General features: G+C 62.0%; 26 protein-coding genes and 2 tRNA genes. 17 read left to right on the forward strand and 11 right to left on the reverse strand.

Annotated features, from left to right (window positions below):
• The first annotated feature begins 389 nt into the window (after positions 1-389).
• Positions 390-1,283 carry a zincin-like metallopeptidase domain-containing protein gene (locus tag EN861_RS16125; RefSeq protein ID WP_135864326.1) on the forward strand — a complete coding sequence of 298 codons (894 nt, stop codon included), beginning with the start codon at positions 390-392 and terminating at the stop codon, positions 1,281-1,283.
• A gap of 190 nt (positions 1,284-1,473) precedes the next feature.
• Here the strand turns inward: EN861_RS16125 and EN861_RS16130 are convergent, their stop codons facing one another.
• From EN861_RS16130 to map, 4 genes are all read right to left on the reverse strand, one after another.
• Positions 1,474-1,731: a hypothetical protein gene (locus tag EN861_RS16130; protein ID WP_135864328.1), complete on the reverse strand. Its 258-nt coding sequence runs from the start codon at positions 1,729-1,731 to the stop codon at positions 1,474-1,476.
• Positions 1,732-2,180: 449 nt separating this feature from the next.
• Entirely contained in the window at positions 2,181-3,434 is a 1,254-nt protein-coding gene (locus tag EN861_RS16135) for a site-specific integrase (protein ID WP_135864330.1), read from the reverse strand.
• Positions 3,435-3,581: 147 nt separating this feature from the next.
• Positions 3,582-4,241 carry a RadC family protein gene (locus EN861_RS16140; RefSeq protein WP_135864332.1) on the reverse strand — a complete coding sequence of 220 codons (660 nt, stop codon included), beginning with the start codon at positions 4,239-4,241 and terminating at the stop codon, positions 3,582-3,584.
• Positions 4,242-4,685: 444 nt separating this feature from the next.
• A complete protein-coding gene (gene map / locus EN861_RS16145) occupies positions 4,686-5,513 on the reverse strand; it encodes a type I methionyl aminopeptidase (protein ID WP_127872642.1) in 828 nt (275 codons plus the stop codon).
• A gap of 200 nt (positions 5,514-5,713) precedes the next feature.
• On the opposite strand from map, the gene EN861_RS16150 reads away from it, so the two are divergent.
• From EN861_RS16150 to EN861_RS16185, 8 genes are all read left to right on the forward strand, one after another.
• On the forward strand, positions 5,714-6,136 hold the full coding sequence (locus EN861_RS16150) for a hypothetical protein (RefSeq protein WP_127872641.1): 423 nt from the start codon (positions 5,714-5,716) through the stop codon (positions 6,134-6,136).
• A gap of 111 nt (positions 6,137-6,247) precedes the next feature.
• A complete protein-coding gene (locus EN861_RS16155) occupies positions 6,248-6,487 on the forward strand; it encodes a hypothetical protein (RefSeq protein WP_127872640.1) in 240 nt (79 codons plus the stop codon).
• A gap of 192 nt (positions 6,488-6,679) precedes the next feature.
• Positions 6,680-6,976 carry a DUF982 domain-containing protein gene (locus tag EN861_RS16160; protein ID WP_127276690.1) on the forward strand — a complete coding sequence of 99 codons (297 nt, stop codon included), beginning with the start codon at positions 6,680-6,682 and terminating at the stop codon, positions 6,974-6,976.
• Between the two features lie 166 nt (positions 6,977-7,142).
• Entirely contained in the window at positions 7,143-7,406 is a 264-nt protein-coding gene (locus EN861_RS16165) for a DUF6074 family protein (protein ID WP_135864334.1), read from the forward strand.
• Positions 7,407-7,750: 344 nt separating this feature from the next.
• Positions 7,751-8,989, forward strand: a complete 1,239-nt coding sequence (locus tag EN861_RS16170) for a pilus assembly protein TadG-related protein (protein ID WP_167531455.1) — start codon at positions 7,751-7,753, stop codon at positions 8,987-8,989.
• On the forward strand, positions 8,986-9,435 hold the full coding sequence (locus EN861_RS16175; protein WP_127276692.1) for a TadE/TadG family type IV pilus assembly protein: 450 nt from the start codon (positions 8,986-8,988) through the stop codon (positions 9,433-9,435). The genes EN861_RS16170 and EN861_RS16175 overlap by 4 nt, the downstream gene beginning before the upstream one ends.
• A complete protein-coding gene (locus EN861_RS16180; protein WP_127276694.1) occupies positions 9,425-9,829 on the forward strand; it encodes a TadE/TadG family type IV pilus assembly protein in 405 nt (134 codons plus the stop codon). The genes EN861_RS16175 and EN861_RS16180 overlap by 11 nt, the downstream gene beginning before the upstream one ends.
• Positions 9,830-9,962: 133 nt before the next feature.
• Positions 9,963-10,038 (forward strand) — tRNA-Cys (locus EN861_RS16185).
• Positions 10,039-10,136: 98 nt separating this feature from the next.
• Here the strand turns inward: EN861_RS16185 and EN861_RS16190 are convergent.
• The 5 genes from EN861_RS16190 to phaC form a co-directional block, all read right to left on the reverse strand.
• A complete protein-coding gene (locus EN861_RS16190; protein ID WP_135864337.1) occupies positions 10,137-11,276 on the reverse strand; it encodes a hypothetical protein in 1,140 nt (379 codons plus the stop codon).
• Positions 11,277-12,055: 779 nt separating this feature from the next.
• Positions 12,056-12,622 carry a sterol desaturase family protein gene (locus tag EN861_RS16195; RefSeq protein ID WP_167531456.1) on the reverse strand — a complete coding sequence of 189 codons (567 nt, stop codon included), beginning with the start codon at positions 12,620-12,622 and terminating at the stop codon, positions 12,056-12,058.
• 627 nt (positions 12,623-13,249) lie between these two features.
• Positions 13,250-13,324 (reverse strand) — tRNA-Glu (locus tag EN861_RS16200).
• Positions 13,325-13,608: 284 nt separating this feature from the next.
• Positions 13,609-14,853 carry a YcbK family protein gene (locus EN861_RS16205; RefSeq protein ID WP_127279867.1) on the reverse strand — a complete coding sequence of 415 codons (1,245 nt, stop codon included), beginning with the start codon at positions 14,851-14,853 and terminating at the stop codon, positions 13,609-13,611.
• 215 nt (positions 14,854-15,068) lie between these two features.
• Positions 15,069-16,904 carry a class I poly(R)-hydroxyalkanoic acid synthase gene (phaC, locus tag EN861_RS16210; protein ID WP_135864339.1) on the reverse strand — a complete coding sequence of 612 codons (1,836 nt, stop codon included), beginning with the start codon at positions 16,902-16,904 and terminating at the stop codon, positions 15,069-15,071.
• A 98-nt stretch (positions 16,905-17,002) separates the two neighbouring features.
• Between phaC and EN861_RS16215 the strand changes: the two genes are divergently transcribed.
• The 8 genes from EN861_RS16215 to recJ all read left to right on the forward strand — a co-directional run bounded on the left by EN861_RS16215 (position 17,003) and on the right by recJ (position 24,177).
• Positions 17,003-17,395, forward strand: a complete 393-nt coding sequence (locus tag EN861_RS16215; protein WP_127279869.1) for a hypothetical protein — start codon at positions 17,003-17,005, stop codon at positions 17,393-17,395.
• A 62-nt stretch (positions 17,396-17,457) separates the two neighbouring features.
• Positions 17,458-18,675, forward strand: a complete 1,218-nt coding sequence (locus tag EN861_RS16220) for an LL-diaminopimelate aminotransferase (protein WP_127872635.1) — start codon at positions 17,458-17,460, stop codon at positions 18,673-18,675.
• Between the two features lie 37 nt (positions 18,676-18,712).
• A complete protein-coding gene (locus tag EN861_RS16225) occupies positions 18,713-20,026 on the forward strand; it encodes a homoserine dehydrogenase (protein WP_127280820.1) in 1,314 nt (437 codons plus the stop codon).
• A 118-nt stretch (positions 20,027-20,144) separates the two neighbouring features.
• Positions 20,145-20,501: a hypothetical protein gene (locus EN861_RS16230; protein ID WP_127280821.1), complete on the forward strand. Its 357-nt coding sequence runs from the start codon at positions 20,145-20,147 to the stop codon at positions 20,499-20,501.
• 67 nt (positions 20,502-20,568) lie between these two features.
• Positions 20,569-20,736 (forward strand): Thivi_2564 family membrane protein, encoded by a 168-nt coding sequence (locus EN861_RS16235; RefSeq protein ID WP_081295122.1) that lies wholly within the window; start codon positions 20,569-20,571, stop codon positions 20,734-20,736.
• A gap of 201 nt (positions 20,737-20,937) precedes the next feature.
• Positions 20,938-21,921 (forward strand): class II fructose-bisphosphatase, encoded by a 984-nt coding sequence (gene glpX / locus EN861_RS16240; RefSeq protein WP_135864345.1) that lies wholly within the window; start codon positions 20,938-20,940, stop codon positions 21,919-21,921.
• A 72-nt stretch (positions 21,922-21,993) separates the two neighbouring features.
• Positions 21,994-22,215: a DUF6434 domain-containing protein gene (locus EN861_RS16245; RefSeq protein ID WP_127281084.1), complete on the forward strand. Its 222-nt coding sequence runs from the start codon at positions 21,994-21,996 to the stop codon at positions 22,213-22,215.
• A gap of 180 nt (positions 22,216-22,395) precedes the next feature.
• Complete coding sequence (gene recJ / locus EN861_RS16250) at positions 22,396-24,177, forward strand: single-stranded-DNA-specific exonuclease RecJ (RefSeq protein WP_135864349.1); 1,782 nt, start codon at positions 22,396-22,398, stop codon at positions 24,175-24,177.
• A gap of 23 nt (positions 24,178-24,200) precedes the next feature.
• Here recJ and EN861_RS16255 read toward each other — a convergent pair whose 3' ends face one another.
• Together EN861_RS16255 and EN861_RS16260 are read right to left on the reverse strand one after the other, a co-directional pair.
• Positions 24,201-24,758 carry a dihydrofolate reductase family protein gene (locus tag EN861_RS16255; RefSeq protein ID WP_127277416.1) on the reverse strand — a complete coding sequence of 186 codons (558 nt, stop codon included), beginning with the start codon at positions 24,756-24,758 and terminating at the stop codon, positions 24,201-24,203.
• A gap of 87 nt (positions 24,759-24,845) precedes the next feature.
• Positions 24,846-25,817, reverse strand: coding sequence for a patatin family protein (locus tag EN861_RS16260; protein WP_127872630.1), 972 nt, complete (start codon positions 25,815-25,817; stop codon positions 24,846-24,848).
• Between the last annotated feature and the right edge of the window lie 49 nt (positions 25,818-25,866).

Raw genomic sequence — 25,866 nt, forward strand, 5'->3', positions numbered from 1 at the left:
CTTGCAGCTGCGCTCGGCACAAAGCAGGATCCCGTCCCGCCGGTGCCAAACCGCATCCGTCCGACCCAATTCAAGCCAGCTGCCATGGCAACAGCTCCCGTTGAAAACGGATCTGTTCTGGCAAGCGTTGCGCAAAATCGTCGAGCGGCCTGATCCAGGACCGCAATCCCGCATTGAGGGCAGATCGAACCCGGCGTGATCCGGTGACGCGCGCATGGGGACGGCTCACCTGGACCGTGCGGCAATGGGGAGCAGGCTGCTACAGGCCGCGCCGCAGGCAAGGGCAAAGCCCTCCTTCTCTTCGTTCCGGCCCTTCGGGTGCATGCGCCGCCTTGGCCCTCCGCCGCTGGAGGCTCCCGCCGCTACGGCGGTCCAGAAAGGAGCCAACCATGTCAACGAAGCGCGACACCTATCAGATCATCACCGACACCATCCTCGAAGCCCTCGAAAACTGCGGGCCTTGCGAGCGCCCCTGGGTCGGCCCGTCGCTGACCATGCCGGTCAACGCCGTATCCGGCCACGAATATCGCGGCACCAACGTGGTAATGCTTTGGATCGTCGCCAAAGAAGCTGGATATCCGGAAAATGCCTGGGCGACCTTCAAGCAGTGGTCCAAGAAGGGCGCTGTAGTCCGCAAGGGCGAGAAAGGCACGCCGGTGATCTGGTTCCAGATGCTCGAGCGCAGGGATGCCGATGACACAGGCGCCGACGAGAATGGCCGCCGCATTCCTTGTGCCCGGTTGAGCTGGGTGTTCAACGCCGGTCAGGTGGACGGCTACCGGCCCGAACAAGTCCGCCTGCCGGGCGACAACCAGGTGTCCCCGATCGCGCAGGCCGATGCCCTGATCGCCGCAAGCCTGGCCAAGATCACCCACGAAGGCGCACAGGCTTTCTACCGGCCCAGCGCCGACGAAATCGTGTTACCGCCGCAGCATCTGTTCACCGGCACCTCCACCAGTAGTGCTACCGAAGCCTATTACGGTGTTGCCCTCCACGAACTGACCCATTGGACAGCGCCGCGCCTGAATCGCGAATTCGGCAAGCGCTTCGGCGATACCGCCTACGCGGCCGAAGAACTGGTGGCCGAGCTCGGAGCCGCTTTCCTTGGCGCAAAGCTGGGCATCGAGGCGGAGCCACGCGCTGACCATGCCAAGTACCTGGCCAGCTGGATCAAGCTCCTGAAGGGCGACCGCAGGGCGTTTATCACCGCCGCCGGCAGGGCCTCTGAAGCCAGCGATTACCTGCTGGCCTTCATAGCCCGAGAGATGGAGAACGCGGCCTAATGGTCGCCTTTCTCCAACCTACGCCCGTCACTGCGCCTAGAAATGGCTCCGGCGAGGGGGGAGGGCCACTTACGGCCGGGTTCAGATAACGGATCGCACGTCCAGCCTTGCAGTCCTGAAAGACGGCTCTCCGCAACATTGATGGCAACCCTTCAGGCCAACTCGAACAGCAATGGCATCCGCTTGCGTGCTACCGAGCCTTGCCAATCGGCCTACGCTTTGGAGGGCCGAGGTTTCTCCCGCGCTCCCACATCCCTCCGCCCACAGCAGCTGAAATTAAGCGGGGATGCTCGTTAAGCAGCCGGGCGATGCGCGCTTCATCATCCAGTGCAATACCTGCATGTTCATCCAGCCAGCGCACGATATCAGCCACTTCGAGCGTCGATTGCACGCCGAGGATCGCCGCCTGCGCCGCGTCAACTAATTTGCGTAGTTCGTCGTCGTCCATTTTGCCCCGTCCTATCTATGATAAAGGACATTATCACAGATGCCGGCGCCGCAATCTCGGTCGAAAAGACAGGACTGCCTTACACAAATCCTTGCACATCCATTGTGAAAGCGGCTATAACCCGTTTGTAATCAACGAGATGGACAAAGACTACTCGGTCTCCAAAACCGCTGACCCTCCATCCATGGAAGCGATTGAGTCTTATTCCGACAGGCGCCTCGTTCCTTCATCCGCACGTCATGAAAATCGAAGTCGTGGATGTCCAGGTCAGCACACCTTCGGTGGAAGGCGGCGCGACTGACCGATCATTAAAATTCGAGAATTCGATCGTCGTCACTACTTCGCTGGCCAACTGGTCCTCGACGGTAGCCCGAGCGTCGTACTGGCTGCGGCAGATCTCAACCTCTGCCGGCGAACACATGTGGAATGCCGGCGAGGAAAAGCAATCGTTATGCAGCTTCCTTGAATGCGGCTTTACGCTTCTTCTTCGTCAGCATCTCGCGGACAAACTTGTCCCATCGCGCCATGGCAGCGCGCTTTTCCGGCATATAATTCCAGCGATCGTAGCTCTTGGAACTGACGTCCTGCAAAGTGTGGTTCTGTAATCGGTCTCGGATTTCTTTTGAGAGCCCTGCCTTGCCGGCAAGCGTCTTCCAGGTTCGCCGGAGATCGCGGTTCGTCACGATGGGGATGACCTCGCGATCTCGTTGGCGCCACATGAATGAGTAGAGCGTGCCATGGCTGACTGGCTTGGACGGATCGGTTGCGGATGGAAAAAACCAGCCAAATTCATTCGGCTTGATCGACCCGACAAGCTCCGCCGCAATCTTAGGCACGGGGATGGCGTGAGGCTTTCCATTCTTTGTTTTGGACCAATCGATGATGCGTTCGGCCGCATCCCATTGATCGACGTGTAGCCGAGCGATCTCCTCGACGCGCTGGCCCGTCAGCATAAGAATTCTTACGGCACGCGTGTAAGGGGGGTGAACCGGCGCATCGGGAGATTCGAGCCAACGATAAAGACGGACAAATTCCTCTTCGTCCAACCAACGCGTTCCGACGTTTTTCGGTTCGGTCGGAATACCTGCAGCTGGATTGTAGACGAGACGAAAGCGACGGACCGAGGTTGAACGGTAGTCATGCTCGGACTTCAGCCCCCAACTGTAGGCTGAGCGAACATAGCTCCGAACATGATCGGCCATGGACCGTTTGCCTCGCTGATAAATAGGGCGAATGATGTCCCTAATCTCATCAGGCTCGATATCGCGGGCAGGGCGGTTGCGACCGAGCGAATCGGCGATCTTGTTCAACCCCTTTTCGGCCTCCTTCCAGGACGGTTTTCCATCCGCCTTGAGCGACGCCACGTAAGCCTCGAACAGATCGGCGATCGTGCCGGGTCGCGTGTCGCCCACAATCTTGATGCTGCGTCCCTTCTGGATCATGTCGGCGAAGTCGCGTCTGAAAACCTCGCGGGCCTGGCTAAGGCCCATTGACGGATACGAGCCGAGCTTTTTCTTGAGACGCTTTTGGTCTCGCCACTGCTGGGCCATCCAGTCCGCGGTCACGCGGGTCGGCATTGGCTTTATCACGAGAACGAGGCGGCCTGTTCCGTGGCCCTCGCCATCCACAAGGTTCTGCTGCTTTCCGGTCTCGTCGACCTGCTTCAAAGCGCGGCGAATCTCTCCATCGGTAAGGCTTGGCACTGGGAACTCCCGTAGGCTTTCGAGTGGGATCGGCTGACGGGTAGTAGGGGTCTGTGGTTGGGCTCAAAACGGGCTTCGATCCCCCTAAAACCGACCCCAATATGCCACAATGTCCAACTCTGCGACAAGTCGAAAAAGTTATATGTATCAATGTGCTAAAGCGTGATCGTGCGTGATCGAAAAGGGGCAAGTGGGATGATTGTGGACCAGGATGATGGCCGTGGCGGACAGTTCGAGCGCGCGCTTGACCACTTCCCTGGGATAGACGGGCGTGTGGTCGACCGTGCCGGTCTGCTGCACTTCGTCTGATATCAGCGCGTTCTTCTTGTCGAGGAACAGGATGCGGAATTGCTCGCGCGCCTCGAACGCCATGGCCGAGCGGCAATAGTCGAGAAGCTGCTGCCATGAGGCCAGGACTTCGCGGCCGTGGATCTCGCCGCGCGCCATGCGCTGGGCGGTCGCCGCGACGACCTTCAGTTCGAGCGCCACGGCCGGGCCGATGCCCTTGACCTCCTGCAACAGGCCGACGGGCGCGCCGAGCACCTCGGCCAAGGTGCCGAAGCGGGCGAGCAGCGCCTTGGCCACCGGCTTGGTGTCGGCGCGCGGGATCAGGCGGAAGAGCAGGAGTTCCAGAAGCTCATAGTCGGGCAAGGCATCCGGGCCGGCCGACGCAAAGCGCTCGCGCAGGCGATCGCGATGGCCGAGATAATGCGGCTTTTCATCGGCTGCCGCCTTGGCTCTCGCCGCCGACCGCACCGGCACCTCGGAGAAGAAACTCCGCTCATCGTCGTCGCCTTGTGTCGCCATGCGCCGCCCATATCCAGCCCGCAGCTGAGCAATGATCGCTGATCCCCACGAAATACTAGGACGGCGGACAGGGGCGGTCGAGGTCTTTTGTCTTTTCAACGCTGTCAATCAGCCCACAGCCGTCGAGCAGCCGGAATTGCTCCCCAGTCGGCGGCAAGGAATGAGTAGTTTCCAACTTTCGCGCAATGTTGCGGCAATGGGGGGCGCCCAAGCCGGGAGATCCTGCGCATGCTGGATCGCCGCGAGCGTTATCGGGAAAGGCACGACTAATACCCGCGCGAACGCTTCGATCCATGCACCGATGGCAGGGTCAGCGATGGCCGTCCGCGCAGTTGCCGCGAAATAATGCGCTGGTTCCGAGACCAGGACGAGGACGAAGACCGGCGGCCACGCAAACACTGGAAATAGGCGCGAAAACAACCAGACGATAGAGAGGACGGCCTCCTAGGCGGGCAAGCCGGGGCGGTCGAGCTTTTTGGGCGACAGCGTAAAGATCTCGCAGCCGGTGTCGGTTACGCCGACAGTGTGCTCGTATTGCGCCGACAGCGAGCGGTCGCGTGTCACCGCTGTCCAGCCATCCGACAGCACCTTCACATGCGGTCGGCCGAGGTTGATCATCGGCTCGATGGTGAAGATCATGCCGGGGCGCATTTCCACGCCTTCATTGGCATTGCCGTAGTGCAGGATGTTGGGGGCGTCGTGGAACAGCTGGCCGACTCCGTGGCCGCAGAAATCGCGCACCACCGAGCAGCGCTCGGCTTCGGCATAAGTCTGGATGGCGGCGCCGATGGCGCCGGTGCGCGCGCCTGGCCTGACGGCGGCGATGCCGTGCATCAGGCATTCGTGGGTGACCTCGAGAAGGCGTTCGGCCGCCCGCTTGATCGTGCCGACCGGATACATGCGCGAGGAATCGCCGTGCCAGCCATCGAGGATGTAGGTGACGTCGATGTTGACGATATCGCCATCCTTCAGCGGCTTGTTGTCGGGAATGCCGTGACAGACGACGTGGTTGATCGAGGTGCAGGACGATTTCGTATAGCCGCGATAGTTGAGCGTGGCCGGCAGTGCGCCGTGGTCCATGCCGAACTCGAAGACGAAACGGTCGATCGTGTCGGTGGTGACGCCGGGGCCGACCATCGGCACCAGTTCGTCAAGGCAGCGCGCGGTGAGGTCGCATGCCTTGCGCATGCCGGCAAAGCCTTCCTCGCCATAAAGGCGGATCTGGCCGGTGTTTCTGAGCGGTGCCGTGGCGGCGTCGAGATAGGTGACCATTTTGTCCGTATAGAAGGTGGCGCGCCGCAGGAGTGCTGGCGCTAAGATGTCACCAGATTTGGCACTTGGGGGCGAAAGGTTCAAGGAAGAACTGCCTGATGCAGCTCCAGCGCCGGGATATTCGCATGCCGAGGCGATCCTTTTCCCGGTTTTGCATGGCGTTCGCTTTCCATTGTGGCCATCGTGCGTTAGGCGGGGTGATGTTTTGGAGGTCGCATCCGTTCCCGGCGGTCCGGCGCATCAAGTCCCTTGAATCGCCACTGACGGCAGCCTGCTCATGTCTGATGGGCTTGGTGCTGCTGGCGATGCTGTGTCTCGGCCGGCCGGACACGCCCATTTCCTGGGATGCCGCGCAAGGCGGTGCCAGCGTTGGCCTCGAACGGTCGGGTGAGGTCGCAGCGCTGCTGCGTGTCGCCAACAAGGCCCAGGCGCTGGAGGTTCGCGGCGCCCGGCCGGTGCTTGCGAAGTTCGCCGGCGGCCATCCGGCCCTCCCGGTTCCGCAGGCTGTCTTCCGTCGCCCCGCCCCGACGTCGCCGGAGATGTTTGTCGCCGGCCATGGGCCGGTCTGCGCGCCCCGTGTCAGCACCAACCAGCCGCGTGCGCCTCCCTCCACGCGAGCCTGAGCGGTCCGGGACCGCACGTTCACCTCCATTCCAAGCCATTCGCGTCGCAACCCGTGCGGCGGCCGAGAGCCGCGCATTGGTGGCGCGGCGCGTCATTTTCGGATCATTGCAATGCAACAGCGTATCAAGACATTCAAAAGCCTGTCACGCGCGGCCTCGGCTGCTTCATTTCTTTCCGTCCAGGCGCTCATCGGTATCGGAACCGTTTATTGGGCGATCGCCGAGACGCTCTATTTGTCGAGAACCGGAGCGCTCGTCCTCGGCGCCCTGTTCGCCTTGCCGTCAGCCTACGTTCTGCTGACGGTGGCGCGGATGGCCTTCGACGCGGAGACCGATCCGGCCAACCAGTGACCGAGGGTTCAAGACGTCCGTGTTCGAAAGTTCACGGGCGTCTGCTGGTCCTTGCCGCAGCAAACGGTCGCGGTTGACTGCGGCAAATCGTCCGCTTCCGCAGTGGCGACACATTCTCACGACATAAGATGGCGAGCAACTTTTTACGACGAGCGGCGTTGCTTGGGACTATGCCGGTTCGGGAGATGTCGGATGGACAGATTGCAATTCGAGGTGCCGGTGCGCATTGCACCAGGTCCCGGCTTGCCCGTCGAGGAAATCTACGGCGTCGAGCAGGCGCTCGATTTTCTGCAGGACTGGCCGGCACGCCGGCAGGGGCCCGTGTATCAGAAAGCCTTCAATGCCTGTTTTGGCGCGACCGTCGATGTGGTCAAGACCGAAGACGCCTGCCGGGCGTTCATGGCGTTCTGCCGCGTCACCGGACTTATGGCGGGCGACATGATGGCGCCACGCAAGCGCGGCGGTGAGGCGCGAGCACTGCAGGCTTGAGAGCCGCGCCGAATGGCGTAAACCAGCTCAGCTTCGAGTGCGTATGACAATTCGCGTGCGGGGAATGCATTGGCCGGCGCCGTTAAGCTTCCGTTTCCACTTTCGCGGTTAGCCATTGCTTGTTCGGCAATGGTTGATTCGTTGCGTCAGTTTCATGGTTCGGAAGATGTCCCCAGAAAAAGTCCTTGCGTTCCCGATCGATCGTCAGTTATTCTTGGTCAGGGAAGTTGCCGCCAGGCTCGGCAATCTGCATGGCGAGACCGCCACCTCGTTCTGGAAGGCAAAAGCGGCGGAGTTGCTCGATCTCGTTGTCGGGACGGGCAGGGACAGAACGGCGGCCAGTGACGAAGTACGCAGGTTTTTCCTTGCCGTACAAAGAGAACTGTTGGCTGGGTCGGTTGCTGAGCCAGCTCCAGTTCTTTCCGCCTGAAGCAGATATCATCCCAAAGATCGCGCTACTGGTTCGAGTTTTCTTGGCTCATCCTTCGAGTCGGCCACTGCCGGTGCCGTCGCATGTTGTTGGGGCCAGACGGCGCTGATCCCAGTTCGCGGTGATAGGTCCTAAGCCGGGCCGCTTGATCCTGTCCCCATACCGGCTCCCCCATGCAGCGCGGCGTGGTCGTTTCGTCAGGAACGGTAAACAGCCGGCGCCCCGTCCGTTGGCCCCCTGTTCGTCCAGATGGCCGCGTGCACCCATTAAGAATGGCGGCCTTCATCAAAAATGAGCCAAAGTTTTTAGGCGTTCATTCATACATGCGTGTTTTCTAATGGATTATGGTGTTCAACTGCTTCACCCGAATCCGGCTCATGGCGGCCAGCATGCGCCGCAGCAGATCGGCGAATGTCGCCACCATCTTTGCCCTCACCTTGCCGATCGTTGTCGGTGCGGCGGGTTTTGGCGTGGAAACCTCCTATTGGTACTATAACAGCTTGAGACTGCAGGCCACGGCGGATGCCGCAGCCTATGCCGGCGCACTGGAGCAGATCTCGGGTTCGGATACGCCGACGATCGTCGCTGCCGCGACCCAGTCTGCTGCAACGAATGGTCTTGGCGCCGGCACGATCGTCGTCAATACACCGCCGGCATCCGGGCCGAACACGGCCAAGAAAGCGGTTGAAGTTATCGTCGGCCAAAAGCTCAATCGTATGTTCACCCTGATCTTCACCCAGAGTCAGGTTCCAGAACAGGCGAGGGCGGTGGCGCTCATCACTGACGCATCCAAGGCCTGCCTCCGGGCGCTCGATCCCTCGGCCTCGCAGTCGGTGCTCGTCTCCGGCAGCGCCAGCATGAAGCTCACCGGCTGCGTCATCATGACGAATTCGATCGCCCAAGACGCCATTAAGGTGCAGGGATCGGCGGCTCTCCAGGCCGACTGCCTGATCTCGGCGGGCGGCGTCGTGCTGAACAATCCGGTGACCACGATCTGCAAGGCGCCGATCACCCAGGCCTTGCCCATACCCGATCCGTTCGCCAGCGTGCCAGCGCCTGCCGCCAGCAACCCATGCCAGACTCTCAAAAATAATAAGACGACGCAAACAATCCAGCCCGGGACTTATTGCAGTGGCATGGACCTCTCCGGAAATGTCACGCTTTCGCCCGGCGTCTATGTCGTTCAGGGGAATTTGAAGATCAACGCGGGGGCAGTCGTCACGGGCAGCGGCGTCACCATCTTCATGGCGGGCAGCAGCACCGTCAGCATGAACGGGAATGCGACCGTGACGCTCAGCGCGCCTCAGTCGGGCACCTATTCCGGTATGCTGTTCTACGGTGACAGGACAGGCATGGCGGCGCAGAGCACCTTCAACGGTACTGCAGATTCCTTGCTGACAGGCGCCATCTATTTCTCCAAGCAGCAAGTCAACTACCTGGGCAACTTCTCAGGCAAGAATGGCTGCACGCAGGTTGTCGCCGACACTATCCAGTGGTCCGGCAATTCCACGATCAACCAGGACTGCTCGAGTCTGGGAATGAAGGACCTCCCGGCGGCGGCGTCAGTCGCGATTGTCGAATGAAGCCCGGGGCCTATCGATTGATTCCAGCCATTCGCGAAGACGCGGGCACTGCCGCGGTTGAGTTCGCGATGGTCTTGCCCATCCTGTGTCTGGTACTGCTCGGCATAGCCGACGGCTGGTCATACGTCACGAGTTCGCTGTCGATGCGCGCCAGCGTGAAGACGGCAGCGAACATGCTCTTGGCGGGCTCGGCCGACGACAGCGCGACGCAGGCCGCAGCACTGGCGAACTGGGAGAGGATGCCGGACGACGGTCAGGTCACGCTGAGCCGGATCTACAAATGCGGAACGACCGTGGTCGACGCTTCGACCTTGTGCAGCGGGCCGAAGGCACCGTCGGTCTTTGTCCAGATCGACGCATCGGCGACATGGACACCTCCCTTCACCTTCGGCGTCTTTTCCGCCCCCAGCACGATCGGCCAGCAGGAGCTGATCCGTGTTCGGTAATGCGGGAGGCTTCAAGGCCGATCGATCGGGCGGAGCCGCGCTCGAATTCGCGCTCATCGCACCGTTCCTTATCATGCTGCTATTCGGAATCTTCGCCTTCGGCTGGTCGATGAATTCGGCCTCCAGCGTTCGCTACACGCTGGAGGCGTCCGCACGGTCCCTGCAACTTAACAACACGTTGTCCCAAACTGCCCTCCAGTCGATCGCGACGCAGAAATTGCAGGCCCTGGGCCTGCACGATGTCAACGTCACGATCGCCATCGATCCGGCGAGCGGCGGCTTTCGCATGGCGCATCTGACCGCCACCTATGCCTTCGTCATAGACTTCCCATACTTCGACGGCTTCCCGATCAATTACGCGACGACGGTGACCGTGCCGCTGGTCGGCAGTTAGACACGCAGTCTGACCACGAAGCTGCTGGCCTCGAGCCCCGTGGTCAGGCTCTTTTCCGCAATGGGGTGTTGCCGAAATTTTTACCCAAGACATGAAGAATCTTTAAACTTCTGCACGTTACCAAAGCACGCATGGCCTCGTGGCGGAGCGGCTACGCTAGAGACTGCAAATCTCGGAAGCCTCGGTTCGATTCCGAGGCGAGGCCTCCAAAATTCCGAAGCAATGGACTGGCTCGGGCGGAAGTAAATCCCATTCCCGGTTCATTTCCGCGTCACGCCGAGCGATTCCGCGTGGCCGCAAAAATGCTCTATCGGAACAGATATTTCGAGACCTCGGGATTGCCGCGGCGCCACATCACATTGTCCAGGAAATAGTGGTGCACGTTGATGAAAATCAACACGATGAAGAAGAACAGCGACGATCCCAGCACCTCCTGGTCATAGGGGATAAGGGCCGTCAGCGCGGTCGGAATCAGCCAGAAACCCAGACCGCCGAGGAGGAGGCCAGCACTGATGAACTCCACAAGCCGCACCCTGTAGGCCGGACCAAGAATGGACAGGATTCCGGACGGCGGAACTTTCTCGACATCGCGCCCGTCACGCTCGACATTGCTCTGGTAGCGCCAGACCACCGCCAGGTACTGCAAGGAATGGAGCGCCGGCACCACGAGCAGCCAGAGCGGATTTGTCCTTACAATCAGAATCCAGAGATAGAGCGACGCGACGTAGGCGATGACGCCGTTATATGGCAGGCTGCCGCCATTCCTGCCCCAACGATTGATCAGCATCACGGCAGTGGCGGCCGTTGACGCGGCCGCGGCCGACAGCCCAATCGCATTGAGCCATGCAGGGGTGGCAAACGTATAATACTCCAGTCCCAGGTACTTTCCCCGGCTGACCGCCGTGTTGGTCTGAAGCCATGCGAACAGCCAGACGGCATAGCTGTTGATCAGTAGGATTTTCTTGTCCGGATCGGTGAAGAACCTGCGCTTCAGGACGGCATCCACCATCAACATGCCGTAGCCTTGCTTGACGTAGTGCCAGCCGACGAAAAAGAACATCGCGTTGGTTGCGTTTCCCAGCAGCCGGGCGTTCGCCGTGATCGAGCTGTAGGCAAAAAATGCGCCCATGAGCAGGGGAACGACGATGCCGGCGAAGATGTAGCGGAGCTGGAGGTTCCTGTCGTAGCCGTCGCCGCGCAGCTTCCGTCCGAAATTGCGGTAGAAGAGTTGGTATGAGTGGGCGAAGTGCGGATAGTTGATCACATAAGCCAGGAAGAGCATCGTCGCCGCCACCAGACTTTCGTACCTCAGTGGCACGAAGTACAGCGCCGGCAATATCAGGAATGCGCTGCCGCCAAGCATCAGAAAATCCGCGAGCGGACCAAAGAGATATTTTGGGGGCGTTGCCGCGGGAGCGCGTACATCGGCCGAAAGGTGAACCATCATATGAGCGCTCCTTTCGCATCCATTTAATCACCGGCCCGTCCGCTCGACAAGATAGAGGAGCCGAGCGGTCAGCGCGAAGGCATGGCTGCAGCCGACGTCGTAGCCGGCGATATTGTCGACGCGGTGCCGCCCCCTGCCAAATCGCATCGGCCAGCCATTGGCCGCGTAGGATCGGGAGAGAGACCGAGGTCTGATAGACTGGCATTGGTGACCGGGAGGAACGCGCTGTAACGGCCTCGCAAGCTCGGTTTTGCCGCTCGAAGTTCCCGCCACGAGCGGAAGAGCCAAGACCAGGGTTGTCATTTGAGGATGACGTAGAGTGGAATCAGGATAGAAAAAGCGGCGACGCCAGTGAGAAATAGGTCTGTGATCATGCGCCGCCGCGGTGCGCGACGTACACGAAATGTCGGTATCTACGCAAAACCCGCCCCCATTATTGCCCCAACTGAGCATCGCGTAGTCACGGCAGGAGTGCAAGCATCGTCTAAATTAGGAGTGCGCAATCATCTAACCGTAGCGCAAGCTTCACGGTTCCGACCGCGGTCTATCCCCGGTCGTGACCGCCTTGCGCGGCACCAGGGGATAACCGATCTGGCCAAAGATGTTTGAGGGGATCGGATCGTCGACGCCGTACTTGGCCGGCATTGAGGCTGTAGGCACGCGATAGGTGCCAAACACCAGGTCGATGAGCGCCAGTTGGCCGGCGAAGTTGCGGTCATAGGCGGCTCGCTCGCCGGCATGGTGCCAGTGATGGAACTGCGGACCGGCGATCAGCCAGGTCAGCGGCCGAAGCCGATCTTGGTGTTGGAATGGACCAGCATCGTGTGCCCCATATAAATCACCGAATAGAGCGCGATGGCCTCGCCGCTGAAGCCGAGCAGGAACACCGGCAGCAGCGCCGTTGCCTTGGTGACGATCTGGTCGACGGGGTGGACGTGGAAGGCGGCGAGGCAGTCCATTTCCTCGACGCTGTGATGGATGGCATGGAAGCGCCAGAGGATCGGGACGGCATGAAAGGTGCGGTGCGCGGCGTAGACGCCAAGGTCGGTCAGCACGATGATTTCCAGTACCTGCATCCAGGTCTGCTGGCCCGCCACCCCCGTCGTCACCCCGTCCGGCACCAGCAAGGCGAGCGCGCTGAAGATCGGCACGAAGATCAGGCCGCCGACGAAGTTGACGACGAAGCCGTTGAAGGCCGCGTAGGACAGGTCGTTGAAAAAGCCCTTGCGAAAAATCCGTTGCAGCCGCCGCAACGGAAACAGCCGTTCCAGCGGAATGAAGATCAGCAGGCCGATCGCGACCGCCTTCAGGCCGAACAGGTCGGCGATCTGCTGTATCGCATCCACGCCCCCAACCCTTCCCAACGGACAGAGAGGATATCCAAAGCACCGCGATCACCGCCGTGCAAGGCGGAAGGTGTATAGGAGGTTAATTCCTGTTCGGCGCTAGGTCAGCCAAAGCGCGTAACGCTTTATCCATGCCTCGTCTCTTTGACGCCTCAGTTCGTATTCCGGCACCAATGCCGAGTTTACGACGGCGGCTGGATGCCTCGGCCATATATGATCGCCGGCTTTCTGCACGCCCCAAATGGCGATCAGCACGACGGTCGTTACACCGCAGACTCGTCCAAAAGATAGTCGTTCCATCGGCACCGGTCCCCTCTGCCGCCAGGGATGATGAGCAAATAGTCCCAACAAAGCATGAACGAGCGGTCCGCTGAACGGTCCCTCGCAAACGTCAACCTCTCTTTGCACGGCTTTCATGGATAATCAGCGCGATCACCAGACGTTCGAATTGGAGGCACTGCGTGCGCGACCGCGGACTGAAGGACCGCCGACCAAGGGCTGGACACCATGGAAAGCCGGCGCCGGTATTCCTCCGTCCGCAGCCGAACTGTTCAGGCAAATTCACTGGCGTTATTCGTCGGATATTCGACGCATCGTCTCAAAACGGAGCTCAGTGCTTGAAAGATCTGGTACGCCCAAGGGGAATCGAACCCCTGTTACCGCCGTGAAAGGGCGGTGTCCTAACCGCTAGACGATGGGCGCGCTCAGACGAAGCGGCTTATACTGACGTTGCGCGCAACCGGCAACCCGTTAGGTGCCGCCTTGGACAACTTTTTTCCGGCCCGCCAAATCGGCGATTTCGCCCGGGTTGGCAGGGCCTGGTAATTTGCGGTGACGTCAGTCGCTTCGTCGTCCTCGGGCCGTCGCGGCAAGGCTTCGCGTCTGCTTCGCACAGGAGTGACGAAGTCGAGTCGGCTTCGGCCAATCTTGAAGGTTCACGGGAGCGCTATTGGCGGAGCCCAACAGGCTCAGGTCCATTGACGCTGTCAGCCGTCGCCACCGCCACTGCGCCGGCGGCAGCGCCAGTTCCAGTCGCGCTCGGGGCCGACGTCGACATGGACCGATTCGGTGTGGCAATAAGTGCCGACGCCGCCGCGGCCTGGCATGGTCCTGATGTAGTTCGCCAGCTCCCATTTGGAGACGCCGGGCACCTGGATGTCGGCGGCGGCGCAATACATGTGCAGCGAATTCTTGGCGCCGTTGGCGCGGCGGTTGCGGGCCGGGTCGCGATAGCCGGAGGTCACCATCATCTTGCGACCATAGTGGCCTTCGATCGTCTTCAGCACGCGCACGAGGGACGGCTTCAGGCAGGCGACGTCCACGCTCTCATTCTGCTTCAGGAGACCGTTGGGCGCCAGGCGGGCCATGCCGGCGGCCGACGCAACCTGATAGCTGCCACCCGAGCCTTCGTCCTCGTTGAGGTCGACGTCGCTTTCGTCGTCGAGGCCGGATTTGCGCTTGATCTCGAACAGGGCCGTCTGGCGCACGCCGGGCAAGGCATCGCTACCGGTGATGTGACCGGCTTCGTCACCGGTCGAAGCCAACTGTATCGGCTTTGCCGTGGAATCGGCCGAGGCCAAAGTGATGATCGGCTTTGCCGGAGCGGGCTTGGCCTGCACGGTCGGCTGTTCGCCCGATCGTGGGTTGAGCAGCGGCGCGGGCGTCGCCGAAGCGGGGGTGGCGCCGAACATCGAGGCCAGGAAGCCTTTCTTCTTCGGAGCCTCGGCTTGCGGCGCCTCGCCGGCGGTCACATAGACCGGATTGTTCATCACCGGTGCCGCGGCCGGCTTCGGCGCCGTCGCGGCGGCATCGGCGGCGGCGATCTTCTGGGCGACCGCGTCGGTCTGCTGCGCCGTCTGTACCGGCTGCTGCAGGGCCTGCGGCGTCTGTCCCGCGATCGTTTCCGCGCCGGCCGGCGTGGGAAGCGGGAAAGCGGCCTGGGGCTTGGCCACGGGTACGTAGGCAACTGTCTCGGGGAGTGCCGCGTCGCTTTCGCTCATCACGGTCGTCTGCTCCGTCGCCACCTGCGACGACGAATCGGTGGCGGCTGGGGGCTTGCCCGTGGAGGCGGCGTGGATGTCCGATGCGGAAGCATTATAGCCCGGCATTCCAACCGACATCGTCGGGTCGCCAGCCGATGTGCAGGAGGCCAGAAGCACGGAGCAGAGCGCTGCCACAATGGCGCGGCGTTCTCCCTTTGCGAGGCTCCATCCTGCTGATTTCAAAGTCAAATTCCCCCTCGACGTCCGGTCGGTACATCCATGTCGCTGACTGGCATGTCCGCGTCAGGGTGACCTTTGTCTCCGATCCGGAAACGAGACCTGTGTCAAATCAGCAAGCCTGTAAGTATTTTTGCGGCGATTGCCGAATTGCGGCTGCTTGATGGTTGACGACACCATTTCGCCCGCTTTTAGGGGGCCGTCAACTCACCACACATTACAGTCCGTTACACACGCACCTTGACATAGGTGCCGGGAGCATCGCCCAAGGTTTTCATATGCTTGCCGGGTTTGCGGGCAGGTACGCGGGTGTTGTCCTTGGCCTCTATCCAGCTTTGCCAATGCGGCCACCAGGATCCGGGATGGTCCGTGGCCCTTTCTATCCACTGATCGAAGTCGCCTTTCGGCGGGCCGCCGGTCCAGTACTGGTACTTGTTGGATGCGGGTGGATTGACGACGCCCGCTATATGTCCCGATCCCGCCATCACGTACTCGACCGGGCCGCCGAAATATTTCGAGCCGAGGAAGACGGACAAAGCCGGCGCGATGTGATCTTCCCGGGAGGCGAGATTGTAGACCGGGATGGTGACATCGCTGAGCGAGACCGTGTGGCCCGCCAGCTCCATCGTGCCGCGCGAGAGGTTGTTCTCGAGATAGCAGTTGCGCAGGTAGAAGGAATGGTTGGCCGCCGCCATGCGGGTCGAATCGGCGTTCCAGTAGAGCAGGTCGAAGGGCAGGGGATCCTTGCCGCGCATGTAGTTGTTGACGACATAGGGCCAGATCAGGTCACCCGAGCGCAGCATGTTGAAGGCGGTGGCCATCTTGGTGCCGTCGAGATAGCCTTTTTCGTTCATCGACTTTTCCACCGCCGCGACCTGTTCCTCGTCGACGAACACTTTCAAATCGCCGGCATGGGTGAAGTCGACCTGCGTGGTGAAAAAGGTCGCCGACTTGATGCGGTCGTCGCCTTCCCCAGCCATCAGCGCCAGTGCCGCCGCCAGCAGCGTGCCGCCGACGCAGTAGCCGATCGCGTTGACGTCGCGTTCGCCGGTCGCCTTCTCGATCGTGTCGAGGCCGTATTGCAGGCCCTCCCGGATATAGGCTTCCCAGTTCTTGGCGCCGTGACGTTCGTCCGGATTGATCCAGGAGATGACGAAAACGGTGTGGCCTTGCTCGATCGCCCAGCGGATGAAGGATTTCTGCGGGTTGAGATCGAGGATGTAGAACTTGTTGATCCAGGGCGGGCAGATCAGCAGTGGGCGCTTCAGCACCGTCTCGGTCGCCGCATCATACTGGATGATCTCGGCGACATCGCTGCGCCCGACCACCTTGCCGGGCGTGGTGGCGATGTTCCTGCCGATCTCGAAGGGCGAATAGTCGGCCTGGCGCAATTTCAGGTCGCCCTTGCCTGCGGCGATGTCCTCGGCCAGCATCTTCATGCCGCGCACCAGGTTCTCGCCGTTGGAGGCGACGGTTTCGCGAAACAATTCGGGATTGGTCAGGATGAAATTGGACGGCGAGATGGCGTTGGATACCTGCTTGACGTAGAAGCTCGCCTTGTGGCGGGTATGCTCGTCCAGGCCTTCGGCGTGGTCGACCAGTTCGGACGCCCAGCGCGAGGTGACGAGATAGGCCTGCTTGAGGAAATCGAAGAAGGCGTTGCGGCCCCATTCCGGATCCTGGAAGCGCTTGTCGCCGCGCTCCGGCTTGACGGCATCGTCGGCACCCTCGGCGTTGGGGCTGACGCGCTGGATGGCGTTCGCCCAAACCGTCATATAGCCGGCGAACAGCCGCGTCTGCGCTTCGAGCGCGCGCTGCGGATCGGCAAGCCAGTATTCACTGAGCTTGGAGAAAGTCTTGACCATGTCGACGACAGGCTCGGCGACGTGGTCGCGCACCTCACCCTTTTCGCGCGGTTCAGCCCAGGCGGATGCCGCCTTGCCGGCCTGTTCGATCATCCGCGCCATGTTCAGCGCGAAGCGTTCCGGGTCCTTCACCAGATATTGCTCGACCGTCGAAGGTCCGCCATCTTCCGCTTTGCCCGAATCGGGTGTTTTGGACATGGTTCGCGGGGTTCCTCCGGAAGCGTTTTCTTGACATATTAACATGGGACATCCGACAGGGTCCAATCTCGCTCTACCCCGGCTGCCAAGGAAACAATATGACGATTAAGTTTGGCGAGACTGTTTTTTTCGGTGCGGGCCATTTTTTCCGCATCGGCGCTGCGATCATGTTCGTGGCCATCGCCGGATGCTCGAGCACGAATACCGGCGGTCCGGTGCCGATGGCCACCGACGCGGGGCCGAAGGATACCGGCACCTTTCCGAACCTCAACATCCCGCCGCAAGTGGCGGCGAAACAGTTCACCGAGGCCGAGAAGAACGCCAAGCTGGCCCAGTTGAAGGCCGACGAGAACGCGCAGCGTGCCAAAAGAGGCGGCGCTGCCGTCACCAACCAGGCGGCGCTGACCGATCTCGCGAAGAAACATGGTCCGCAGACGCTGACGCAGATCGAAGGCAAATGCGACCCCGCCCTCGACCCTACCTGCAAATGAGTATATAGCGCGCGCCCAATGCCCTAACATATCCGGGGCTCCCTTTGCTGTCTGGAACTGCCATGGAAGAATTTCACAAGGTCCGCCGGCTTCCGCCTTATGTGTTCGAGCAGGTCAACCGGCTCAAGGCCAGCGCCCGTTCGCGCGGCGCCGACATCGTCGACCTCGGCATGGGCAATCCGGACCTGCCGACGCCCAAGGCCATCGTCGACAAATTATGCGAGGTCGTGCGCGATCCGCGCACGCACCGCTATTCCTCATCGCGCGGCATTCCCGGCCTGCGCCGCGCCCAGGCAAACTACTATGCCCGCCGCTTCGGCGTGAAGCTCAACCCCGACACCCAGGTGGTGGCCACGCTTGGCTCGAAGGAAGGCTTCGCCAACATGGCGCAGGCGATCACCGCGCCCGGCGACGTGATCCTGTGCCCCAATCCGACCTATCCGATACACGCCTTCGGCTTCATCATGTCGGGCGGCGTCATCCGTTCGCTGCAGGTCGAGCCCGATGACGGCTTCATCCCGGCGCTCGAGCGCGGCGTCCGCCATTCGATCCCGAAGCCGCTGGCGCTGATCCTCAACTATCCGTCGAACCCGACGGCGCTGGTGGCCTCGCTCGATTTCTACAAGGACGTGGTGGCCTTCGCCAAGAAGAACGACATCATCATCCTGTCCGACCTTGCCTATTCGGAAATCTACTTCGACGGCAATCCGCCGCCTTCCGTGCTGCAGGTGCCGGGCGCCATGGACGTCTGCGTCGAGTTCACCTCGATGTCGAAGACCTTCTCCATGCCCGGTTGGCGCATGGGCTTCGCCGTCGGCAATGAGCGGCTGATCTCGGCGCTGACCCGGGTCAAATCCTATCTCGATTACGGTGCCTTCACGCCGATCCAGGTGGCGGCCGCGCACGCGCTCAATGGCGACGGCGCCGATATCGCCGAGGTGCGTGACATCTATCACAAGCGCCGCGACGTGATGGTCGATGCCTTCGGCCGCGCCGGATGGACCGTTCCCGCACCAGCGGCCTCGATGTTCGCCTGGGCGCCGATCCCGGAGCCGTTCCGTCATCTCGGCTCGCTCGAATTCTCCAAGCTGCTCATCGAACACGCCGATGTGGCGGTGGCGCCTGGTGTCGGTTTCGGCGAGCATGGCGATGATTTCGTGCGCGTGGCGCTGGTCGAGAACGAGCACCGGATCCGCCAGGCGGCGCGCAACATCAAGCGCTTCCTGTCGACCAGCGCCAAGCAGCCCAACAATGTGGTGCCGCTTTCCGCCCACCGGTAAATACAAATTCGATCTGATTTGAGGGGCGTCGCCTTCCATGGCTGAAGCACTGCGTGTTGGAATTGCCGGACTCGGCACGGTCGGCGCATCGGTGGCGCGCGTGTTGCGCGACAAGGCGACGGAACTGACCCGCCAATGCGGGCGCGACATCATCGTGTCGGCGGTTTCGGCGCGCGACCGGAAACGCGACCGTGGCATCGATCTAAGCGCCGCGAACTGGTTCGACGATCCGGTTAAGATGGCGCAGACCGCCGAGCTCGACGTTTTCGTCGAGCTGATCGGCGGCGATGAGGGGCCGGCGCGGGCCTCGGTGAAAGCCGCGCTCGAAGCCGGCCGTCATGTCGTCACCGCCAACAAGGCGCTGCTTGCCAAGCATGGCGTGGCGCTTGCCGAAATCGCCGAGAAGAAGGGCGTGCTGCTCAACTACGAGGCCGCTGTAGCAGGTGGCATTCCCGTCATCAAGACGATGCGTGAAGCGATGGCCGGCAACTCGGTCAACCGTGTGTTCGGCATTCTCAACGGCACCTGCAACTATATCCTGACCCGCATGGAGGCCGAGGGCGTCTCCTTCGACGTCGTGCTGAAGGACGCGCAGCGGCTGGGCTATGCCGAAGCCGATCCGACCTTCGACATCGAGGGCCATGACACCGCGCACAAGCTCTCGATTCTGACCAGCCTAGCCTTCGGCACCAGGATCGCGGCGAACGACATCTACATGGAAGGCATTTCCAACATCACCCAGGCCGACATCCGTGCGGCAGGCGATCTCGGCTACCGGATCAAGCTGCTCGGCGTCGCCCAGCGCACAGAGAGCGGTATCGAGCAGCGCGTCCATCCGACCATGGTGCCGACGGCTTCCGTCATCGCGCAGGTGCACGGCGTCACCAATGCGGTGGCCATCGAGACCGATATTCTGGGCGAATTGCTGCTCTCCGGCCCCGGCGCCGGCGGCAATGCCACCGCCTCGGCGGTCATCGGCGACGTCGCCGACATCGCCAAGAGCCGGCCCGGCTTCCAGCATGGTCCTGTCTTCGGCCGGCCGGCGAAGGAGCTGAAACCCTACAGGAAGGCGCAGATGCGCAGCCATGCCGGCGGCTACTTCATCCGGCTGACCGTGCATGACCGCATCGGCGTGTTCGCGGCGATCGCAAAGCGTATGGCCGACAATGATATTTCGCTGGAATCGATCGTCCAGCATGCGGTCAGCGGCGAGGCGGCGGCGCAGAAGACGGTGATCCTCGTCACCCACGAGACCACCGAGGCCGCCGTGCGCAAGGCCGTCGACGGCATCACCAAGGACGGCCATCTGACCGACAAGCCGCAGGTCATCCGCATCGAGCGGGCAGGGTAGCAGGCCCCCGGAATCTCTGGGCATAACCACTGCCGGCACATTTCGGTTCGATGGGGATATCCCGGAACGAATTGGCGTCGGCGCCGTTCTCTTGGTCAGCAACCAAGGGAGCCGCTTCATGGCCGATACCAACAAATCCGACAGCCCTGACATCGGCGACATCCAGAAGACGTTGGAAAAGCAGATCGCAGACCTGCGCAAGGAGATCACCAAGATCAACAAGAGCATTTCGGCGCGTAGCGCGGAAATGCTCGATGATGCCAGCGAACAGGCATCGGATTTCTACGAGACAGCCGCTTCGCGTGCCTCGCGGACGGCACAGCAGTTGCGCAGCCAGGCCCAGGCGGTTTCGGACGTCGCGCGCGAAAATCCGGGCACGACGACCGCCGTGGTTGGCCTTATCGGCCTGCTCGGCTTTCTGGCCGGGATAGCCGTCGGCCAGTCGATGAACGACACGTCGCGCCGCTGGTACTGAGCGCGCCGGCATTGAGCCGGCGCTGCCGGCTCGCTTCGTTTCAGGACATCATTTGAAGGAGGGCACCATGGCTTCGTCCGTGTTGATCGGCATCCTGATCACGTTTCTCGTCATCATTCTCGTTCTCTATCTGGTGCAGCGGCTGCCGCTCGACGCCAGAATGAGGCAGATCGTGCAGATCATCGTCATCATCATCGGCATTATTTCGCTGCTCAAATACCTCGCGGTTTTCTAGGCCACCAACGGCGGCAACTTCCTGTTTCCTGCCGGCCCGGTTCGTCTCGAACCGGGCCGACATTGTTTCAAGAATAAGGTTCAATCGATTGATATTGCTATCCTTTCGATAAAACTGGCGACAGGTCTTGCCGTTGTCATGCTCGTTTGACAAAACAGGCGCGCCTCCGGCGGGAGGCGGCGTCAAACGAGGATTTGCCGAATGAATGTGGCCCAGAATATCGTCGCCGGCCTTGACCGGATACTCACCATGGAACTGGTGCGCGTCACCGAACGAGCCGCCGTCGCGGCCGCCAGGCTGCGCGGCCGCGGCGACGAAAAGGCCGCCGACCAGGTCGCAGTCGACGCCATGCGCGAGGAGCTCAACCGCCTTGCCATCAAGGGCACGGTGGTGATCGGCGAGGGCGAGCGGGACGAGGCGCCGATGCTCTATATCGGCGAAGAGGTCGGTACCGGCAAAGGCCCGGCGGTCGATATCGCGCTTGATCCGCTCGAAGGCACGACGATTTGCGCCAAGAACCTGCCGAACGCGCTCGCCGTGATCGCGATCGCCGAGAAGGGCAGCCTGCTGTTCGCACCCGACGTCTACATGGACAAGATCGCGATCGGTCCGGGTTATGCAGAAGGCGTCATCGACATCGATGCCTCGCCGGCCGACAACATCGCCAGTGTCGCCCGGGCGAAGGGCGCCGCCGTATCCGACATCACGGCCTGCATCCTCGACCGGCCGCGCCACGCCAAGCTGATCGACGCCGTGCGTGCCACCGGCGCCGCGATCCGCCTGATCGGCGACGGCGACGTCGCCGGCGTCATTCACACCACCGACCCGGAAGAAACCGGCATCGACATCTATCTCGGTACCGGAGGCGCGCCGGAAGGCGTTCTGGCCGCGGCCGCGCTGCGCTGCACCGGCGGCCAGATGCAAGGCAGGCTGATCCTCGATACGCCGGAGAAGATCGCCCGTGCGGCAAAGATGGGCATTGCCGATCCGAAGCGGGTTTATCGGGCCGAGGACATGGCGCGCGGCGACGTGCTGTTCGCGGCCACCGGCGTCACCGACGGCAACATGCTGGCCGGCGTCAGGTTCGGCCGCACCTACATCACCACGCATACGATCGTGCTGCGCTCCTCGTCGCGCACCGTGCGGGAGATCAAGGCCCGGCACCAGGATCTGGATAAGTTCTAGACCTGCTTGCGGAGCCGGGTCGCAGTTGTTAGCCATTGGCGGCATCTGAACCTGGCCGCGCAAGGATTGACGATGAAGGCGTTTGACTGGCACGCGGATCCGATCCTGCGTGCCACTCCCATCACAAAATCCTATCGCAACACCCAGAACGCGCGCCGCTTTCTCACCCGTGAATGCGGCGTCACGTTCAGGTTCGATCGACCCTTCATGGCCTGGCTCAAGGACGGTCGGGAAAAGACGAGGGGAGATGCAGCCGACGACAGGCTGAAAAGCGGAAAGCGTAGTTGTTCTTGAATTCTTCTGCGACGCCTACTGCCGCGAACCGCTTGGCCTTGCCGGCCTTTGGCCCTAAAGCGCGTCGCGTTAACGCGACGCGCTTTCGGGTGTTGTTTGTGCATGTGGTTATCCCAAAACCGCTGCACACTTTTTGGCGACATGCATTATTCTGCGGCCAACCATGAGTTGGCAAAGCGCATGACAGGCGAAAGGCGCCTCTTCCTCGATGTCAGGCAGTCGGCTACCGGTCTCTCCTGGGAGCACCGGCTGACCGAACGGCAGGACATGATCGCGCTCGCCATCGCGCAAGGCCATGGCGTGCCGGACATCGTCGCGCGCGTTCTTGCCGGACGCGGCGTGACCGCTGATGAGACCGAGCGGTTTCTCGACCCGACGATCCGCGACCTGTTGCCGAACCCGGCCTCATTGACCGACATGGACAAGGCCGCCATCCGCATCGCCGCCGCCGTCGTGGCCCGGGAAAAAATAGCGATCTTCGGTGACTACGACGTCGATGGCGCGGCCTCGTCGGCCTTGCTGAAGCGGTTTCTCGCGCATTTCTCGGTGCCGTCGGAAATCTATATCCCGGATCGTATTTTCGAAGGCTACGGTCCCAATCCCGATGCCATGCGCGAACTGGTCTCGCGCGGCGCGACGCTGATCGTCACCGTCGATTGCGGCACCAACAGCGCCGCTTCCGTCGAGGCAGCCAAGGAGGCGGGCGCCGATGTCGTGGTGCTGGACCACCACCAGGTTGGCGGCGCGCTACCGGCGGCGCATGCCGTCGTCAATCCCAATCGCGACGACGACCTTTCCGGGCAGGGCCATCTCTGTGCCGCCGGCGTGGTCTTTCTCGCTCTGGTGCAGACTGCGAAGGTGCTGCGCGCGATGACCGACGCCGCGCCGCCGGACCTGCTTTCCCTGCTCGATCTCGTGGCGCTTGCGACCGTCTGCGACGTGGTGCCGCTCACCGGCGTCAATCGCGCCTTCGTCGTCAAGGGCCTGCAAATGGCGCGGCAGCAGAAGAATGAAGGGATGGCTGCCCTTGCGCGGGTGTCGCGCATCGGCGAGCCGATCAGCACCTTCCATCTCGCCTATCTGATCGGCCCGCGCATCAATGCGGGCGGACGCATCGGCGATGCGGCGCTCGGCAGCCGGCTGCTTGCAACGGACGATCCGGTCGAGGCGCAGACCATCGCCGAGACGCTCGACCGGCTGAACCAGGAGCGGCAGCTGATGGAGCAGGAGATGCTTGCCGCCGCGCGCGCCGAGGCCGATGCCGAGCTGGCGGGCGGCAGCGGCCCGGCGATCGTCGTCACCGCCAGCAACAACTGGCATCCCGGCATTGTCGGCCTGCTGGCCTCGCGATTGAAGGATCATGCGCGGCGGCCGGCTTTCGCCATCGCCTTCAACGCTGTGGGCATCGGTACCGGTTCGGGCCGTTCGGTGTCGGGTTTCGATCTTGGCCGGCTGGTACGCGAGGCGGCCATTGCCGGGCTCATCGTCAAGGGCGGCGGCCATGGCATGGCCGCCGGCATCACCGTCGAGCGCGCAAGGCTGGGCGAACTCAGGGCCTTCTTCGAGGAGCGCGCGGCTGCCGACGTTTTCCGGTTGCAGGATGAGGAAAGCCTGGCGATCGACGGCGCGCTTGCCGCGGAAGGCGCGACGCTCGGCCTGCTCGACGCGCTGGAGAAGGCGGGCCCCTTCGGCGCCGGGCATGTCGCGCCGGTTTTCGTGCTGCCGCGCCATCGGCTGGTCGATATCAGGCCGGTCGGCACCAACCATATTCGGGCTGATTTGCAGTCGGAGAGCGGCGGCCGCATCCAGGCGATCGCCTTTCGCGCCGTCGACACCGTGCTTGGCGAATTCCTGTTCAAGAACCGAGGCAAGACCGTGCATGTCGCCGGCTCGCTGTCGGGCAATCACTGGAACGGCAACCGCACGGTGCAGTTTCGCATCATCGATGCTGCGCGGGCATAGCCGCGCGGCGGAAACCGGGCAATTCAGCTGGCCGGTGCATAACGCAGCAACGTCACGCCCTGGGTAAGACTTTCCGTGCCGAGCGGTTTCAGCGTCAGCGACAGGCCGGATTGGAAGTATGGCTTGCCGCCACCCACCACCACAGGATGCATGTAGAGCCGGTATTCATCAATGAGACCGGCTCGTGCCAGGGACGCCGCAAGATCGGCGCCGCCGAGGATGACGAGGCCATCGGCCCGTGCCTTGAGAGACTTTACCGTGTTCTCGGCATCGTCATCCACCAGCCGGGCATTGGCCCCGACTTGCTGAAGCGTGGTCGAGAAGACGATCTTCGGCGTCTCCCGCCATGCACGGGCAAAATCCCGCTCGACCTCGGTGGCGCCGGTCTCGCGCTCAGGGCTGTCCCAGAAGCGCATGGTCTCGTACATGCGCCGTCCCGCGAGCACGGCGGAGGCCTGTCTCATCATGTCGTTGAAATGCTGGTGCAGCTCTGCTTCGGGTACCGGCAAGCCGATGTCCTCGTCCGATCGGGCGATGTAGCCGTCCAACGACGTCAGCATGGAATAGACAATCCTGGCCATCGGCACCTCCGCTTCAATTGGCGCAGATCACCATGACCAATTGCATCTTGCAATCAGTTTGTGCGCAAGCGAATAGAGCTAGATGATCTAGGCGAGAACCGTCTGCAGCCGTGTCAGTTCGCCGATCTGCGCCATCGTCGCCTGGTAACCGAGCTGGATCGCTTCGTCGGCCCGGTGGAATTCGGTCAGGCCGATATGGCTGAGCTTGGGCTGCAGCGACATGTCGGGCGGATCCCCGGCAAGCCTGGCGCGCGAAATGCGGTCCTGGATGATGTTGAAGGCTTCGACCATCACGCCGGTGATGCCCAGACGCGTCTGGTGCGATTGGTGCTGGGCGTTGACCTGGCCGGGCCTTGGGGCGTCCTTTTCGATAACCAGTTCGCCGGCACTGTGCTTGATCACGGCGGCGCGGCCGAACAGGTCGTAGTGCAGGTTGACCGCCACGACGAGCGGCTGCTCGTAGGCGCGGCAGACCGAAACGGGCACCGGATTGACCAGCGCGCCGTCGACCAGCACACGACCATTGCAATCGACCGGCTCGAACACGCCGGGCAGTGCGTAGGATGCGCGCATGGCCGTGATCAGCGAACCGCTCGACAGCCAGATCTCGTGGCCGGTGCGGATTTCCGATGCGACGCAGACAAACGGCTTTGGCAGATCGTCGAAGCGGATACCGGCCACGTGCTCGCGCAGGCGCGCGTCCAGTTTCATGCCGCCGAAGAGGCCGCTGCCGCGCAGGTTGAGATCCAGCAGGCCGAAGATGCGCCGTCTGGTGAGGCTGCGGGCGAACTCTTCCAGCTCATCCAGTTTGCCGGCAAGATAACAGCCGCCGACCAGAGCACCGATCGAGGTACCGGCAATCATCGAAACTTCGATGCCGGCTTCATCGAGCGCGCGCAGCACGCCGATATGCGCCCAGCCTCTGGCGCAACCGCCGCCGAGCGCCAGCGAAATACCTGTTTTCTTGGGGGATTTTGTTTCGGATGCGCCGCCGGTCGAGGACAGGCCGTTGGCCTCCCTGACGTCTGGTCTGCTACGCAATGACGCCCATTCGAGCATCATGATCTCCCTTGTCCCAAAGCTAATATACGGATGGGCCGTATCGAAA

Source organism: Mesorhizobium sp. M8A.F.Ca.ET.218.01.1.1, assembly GCF_004791165.1.
In the GTDB taxonomy this organism is placed as follows: Bacteria; Pseudomonadota; Alphaproteobacteria; order Rhizobiales; family Rhizobiaceae; genus Mesorhizobium.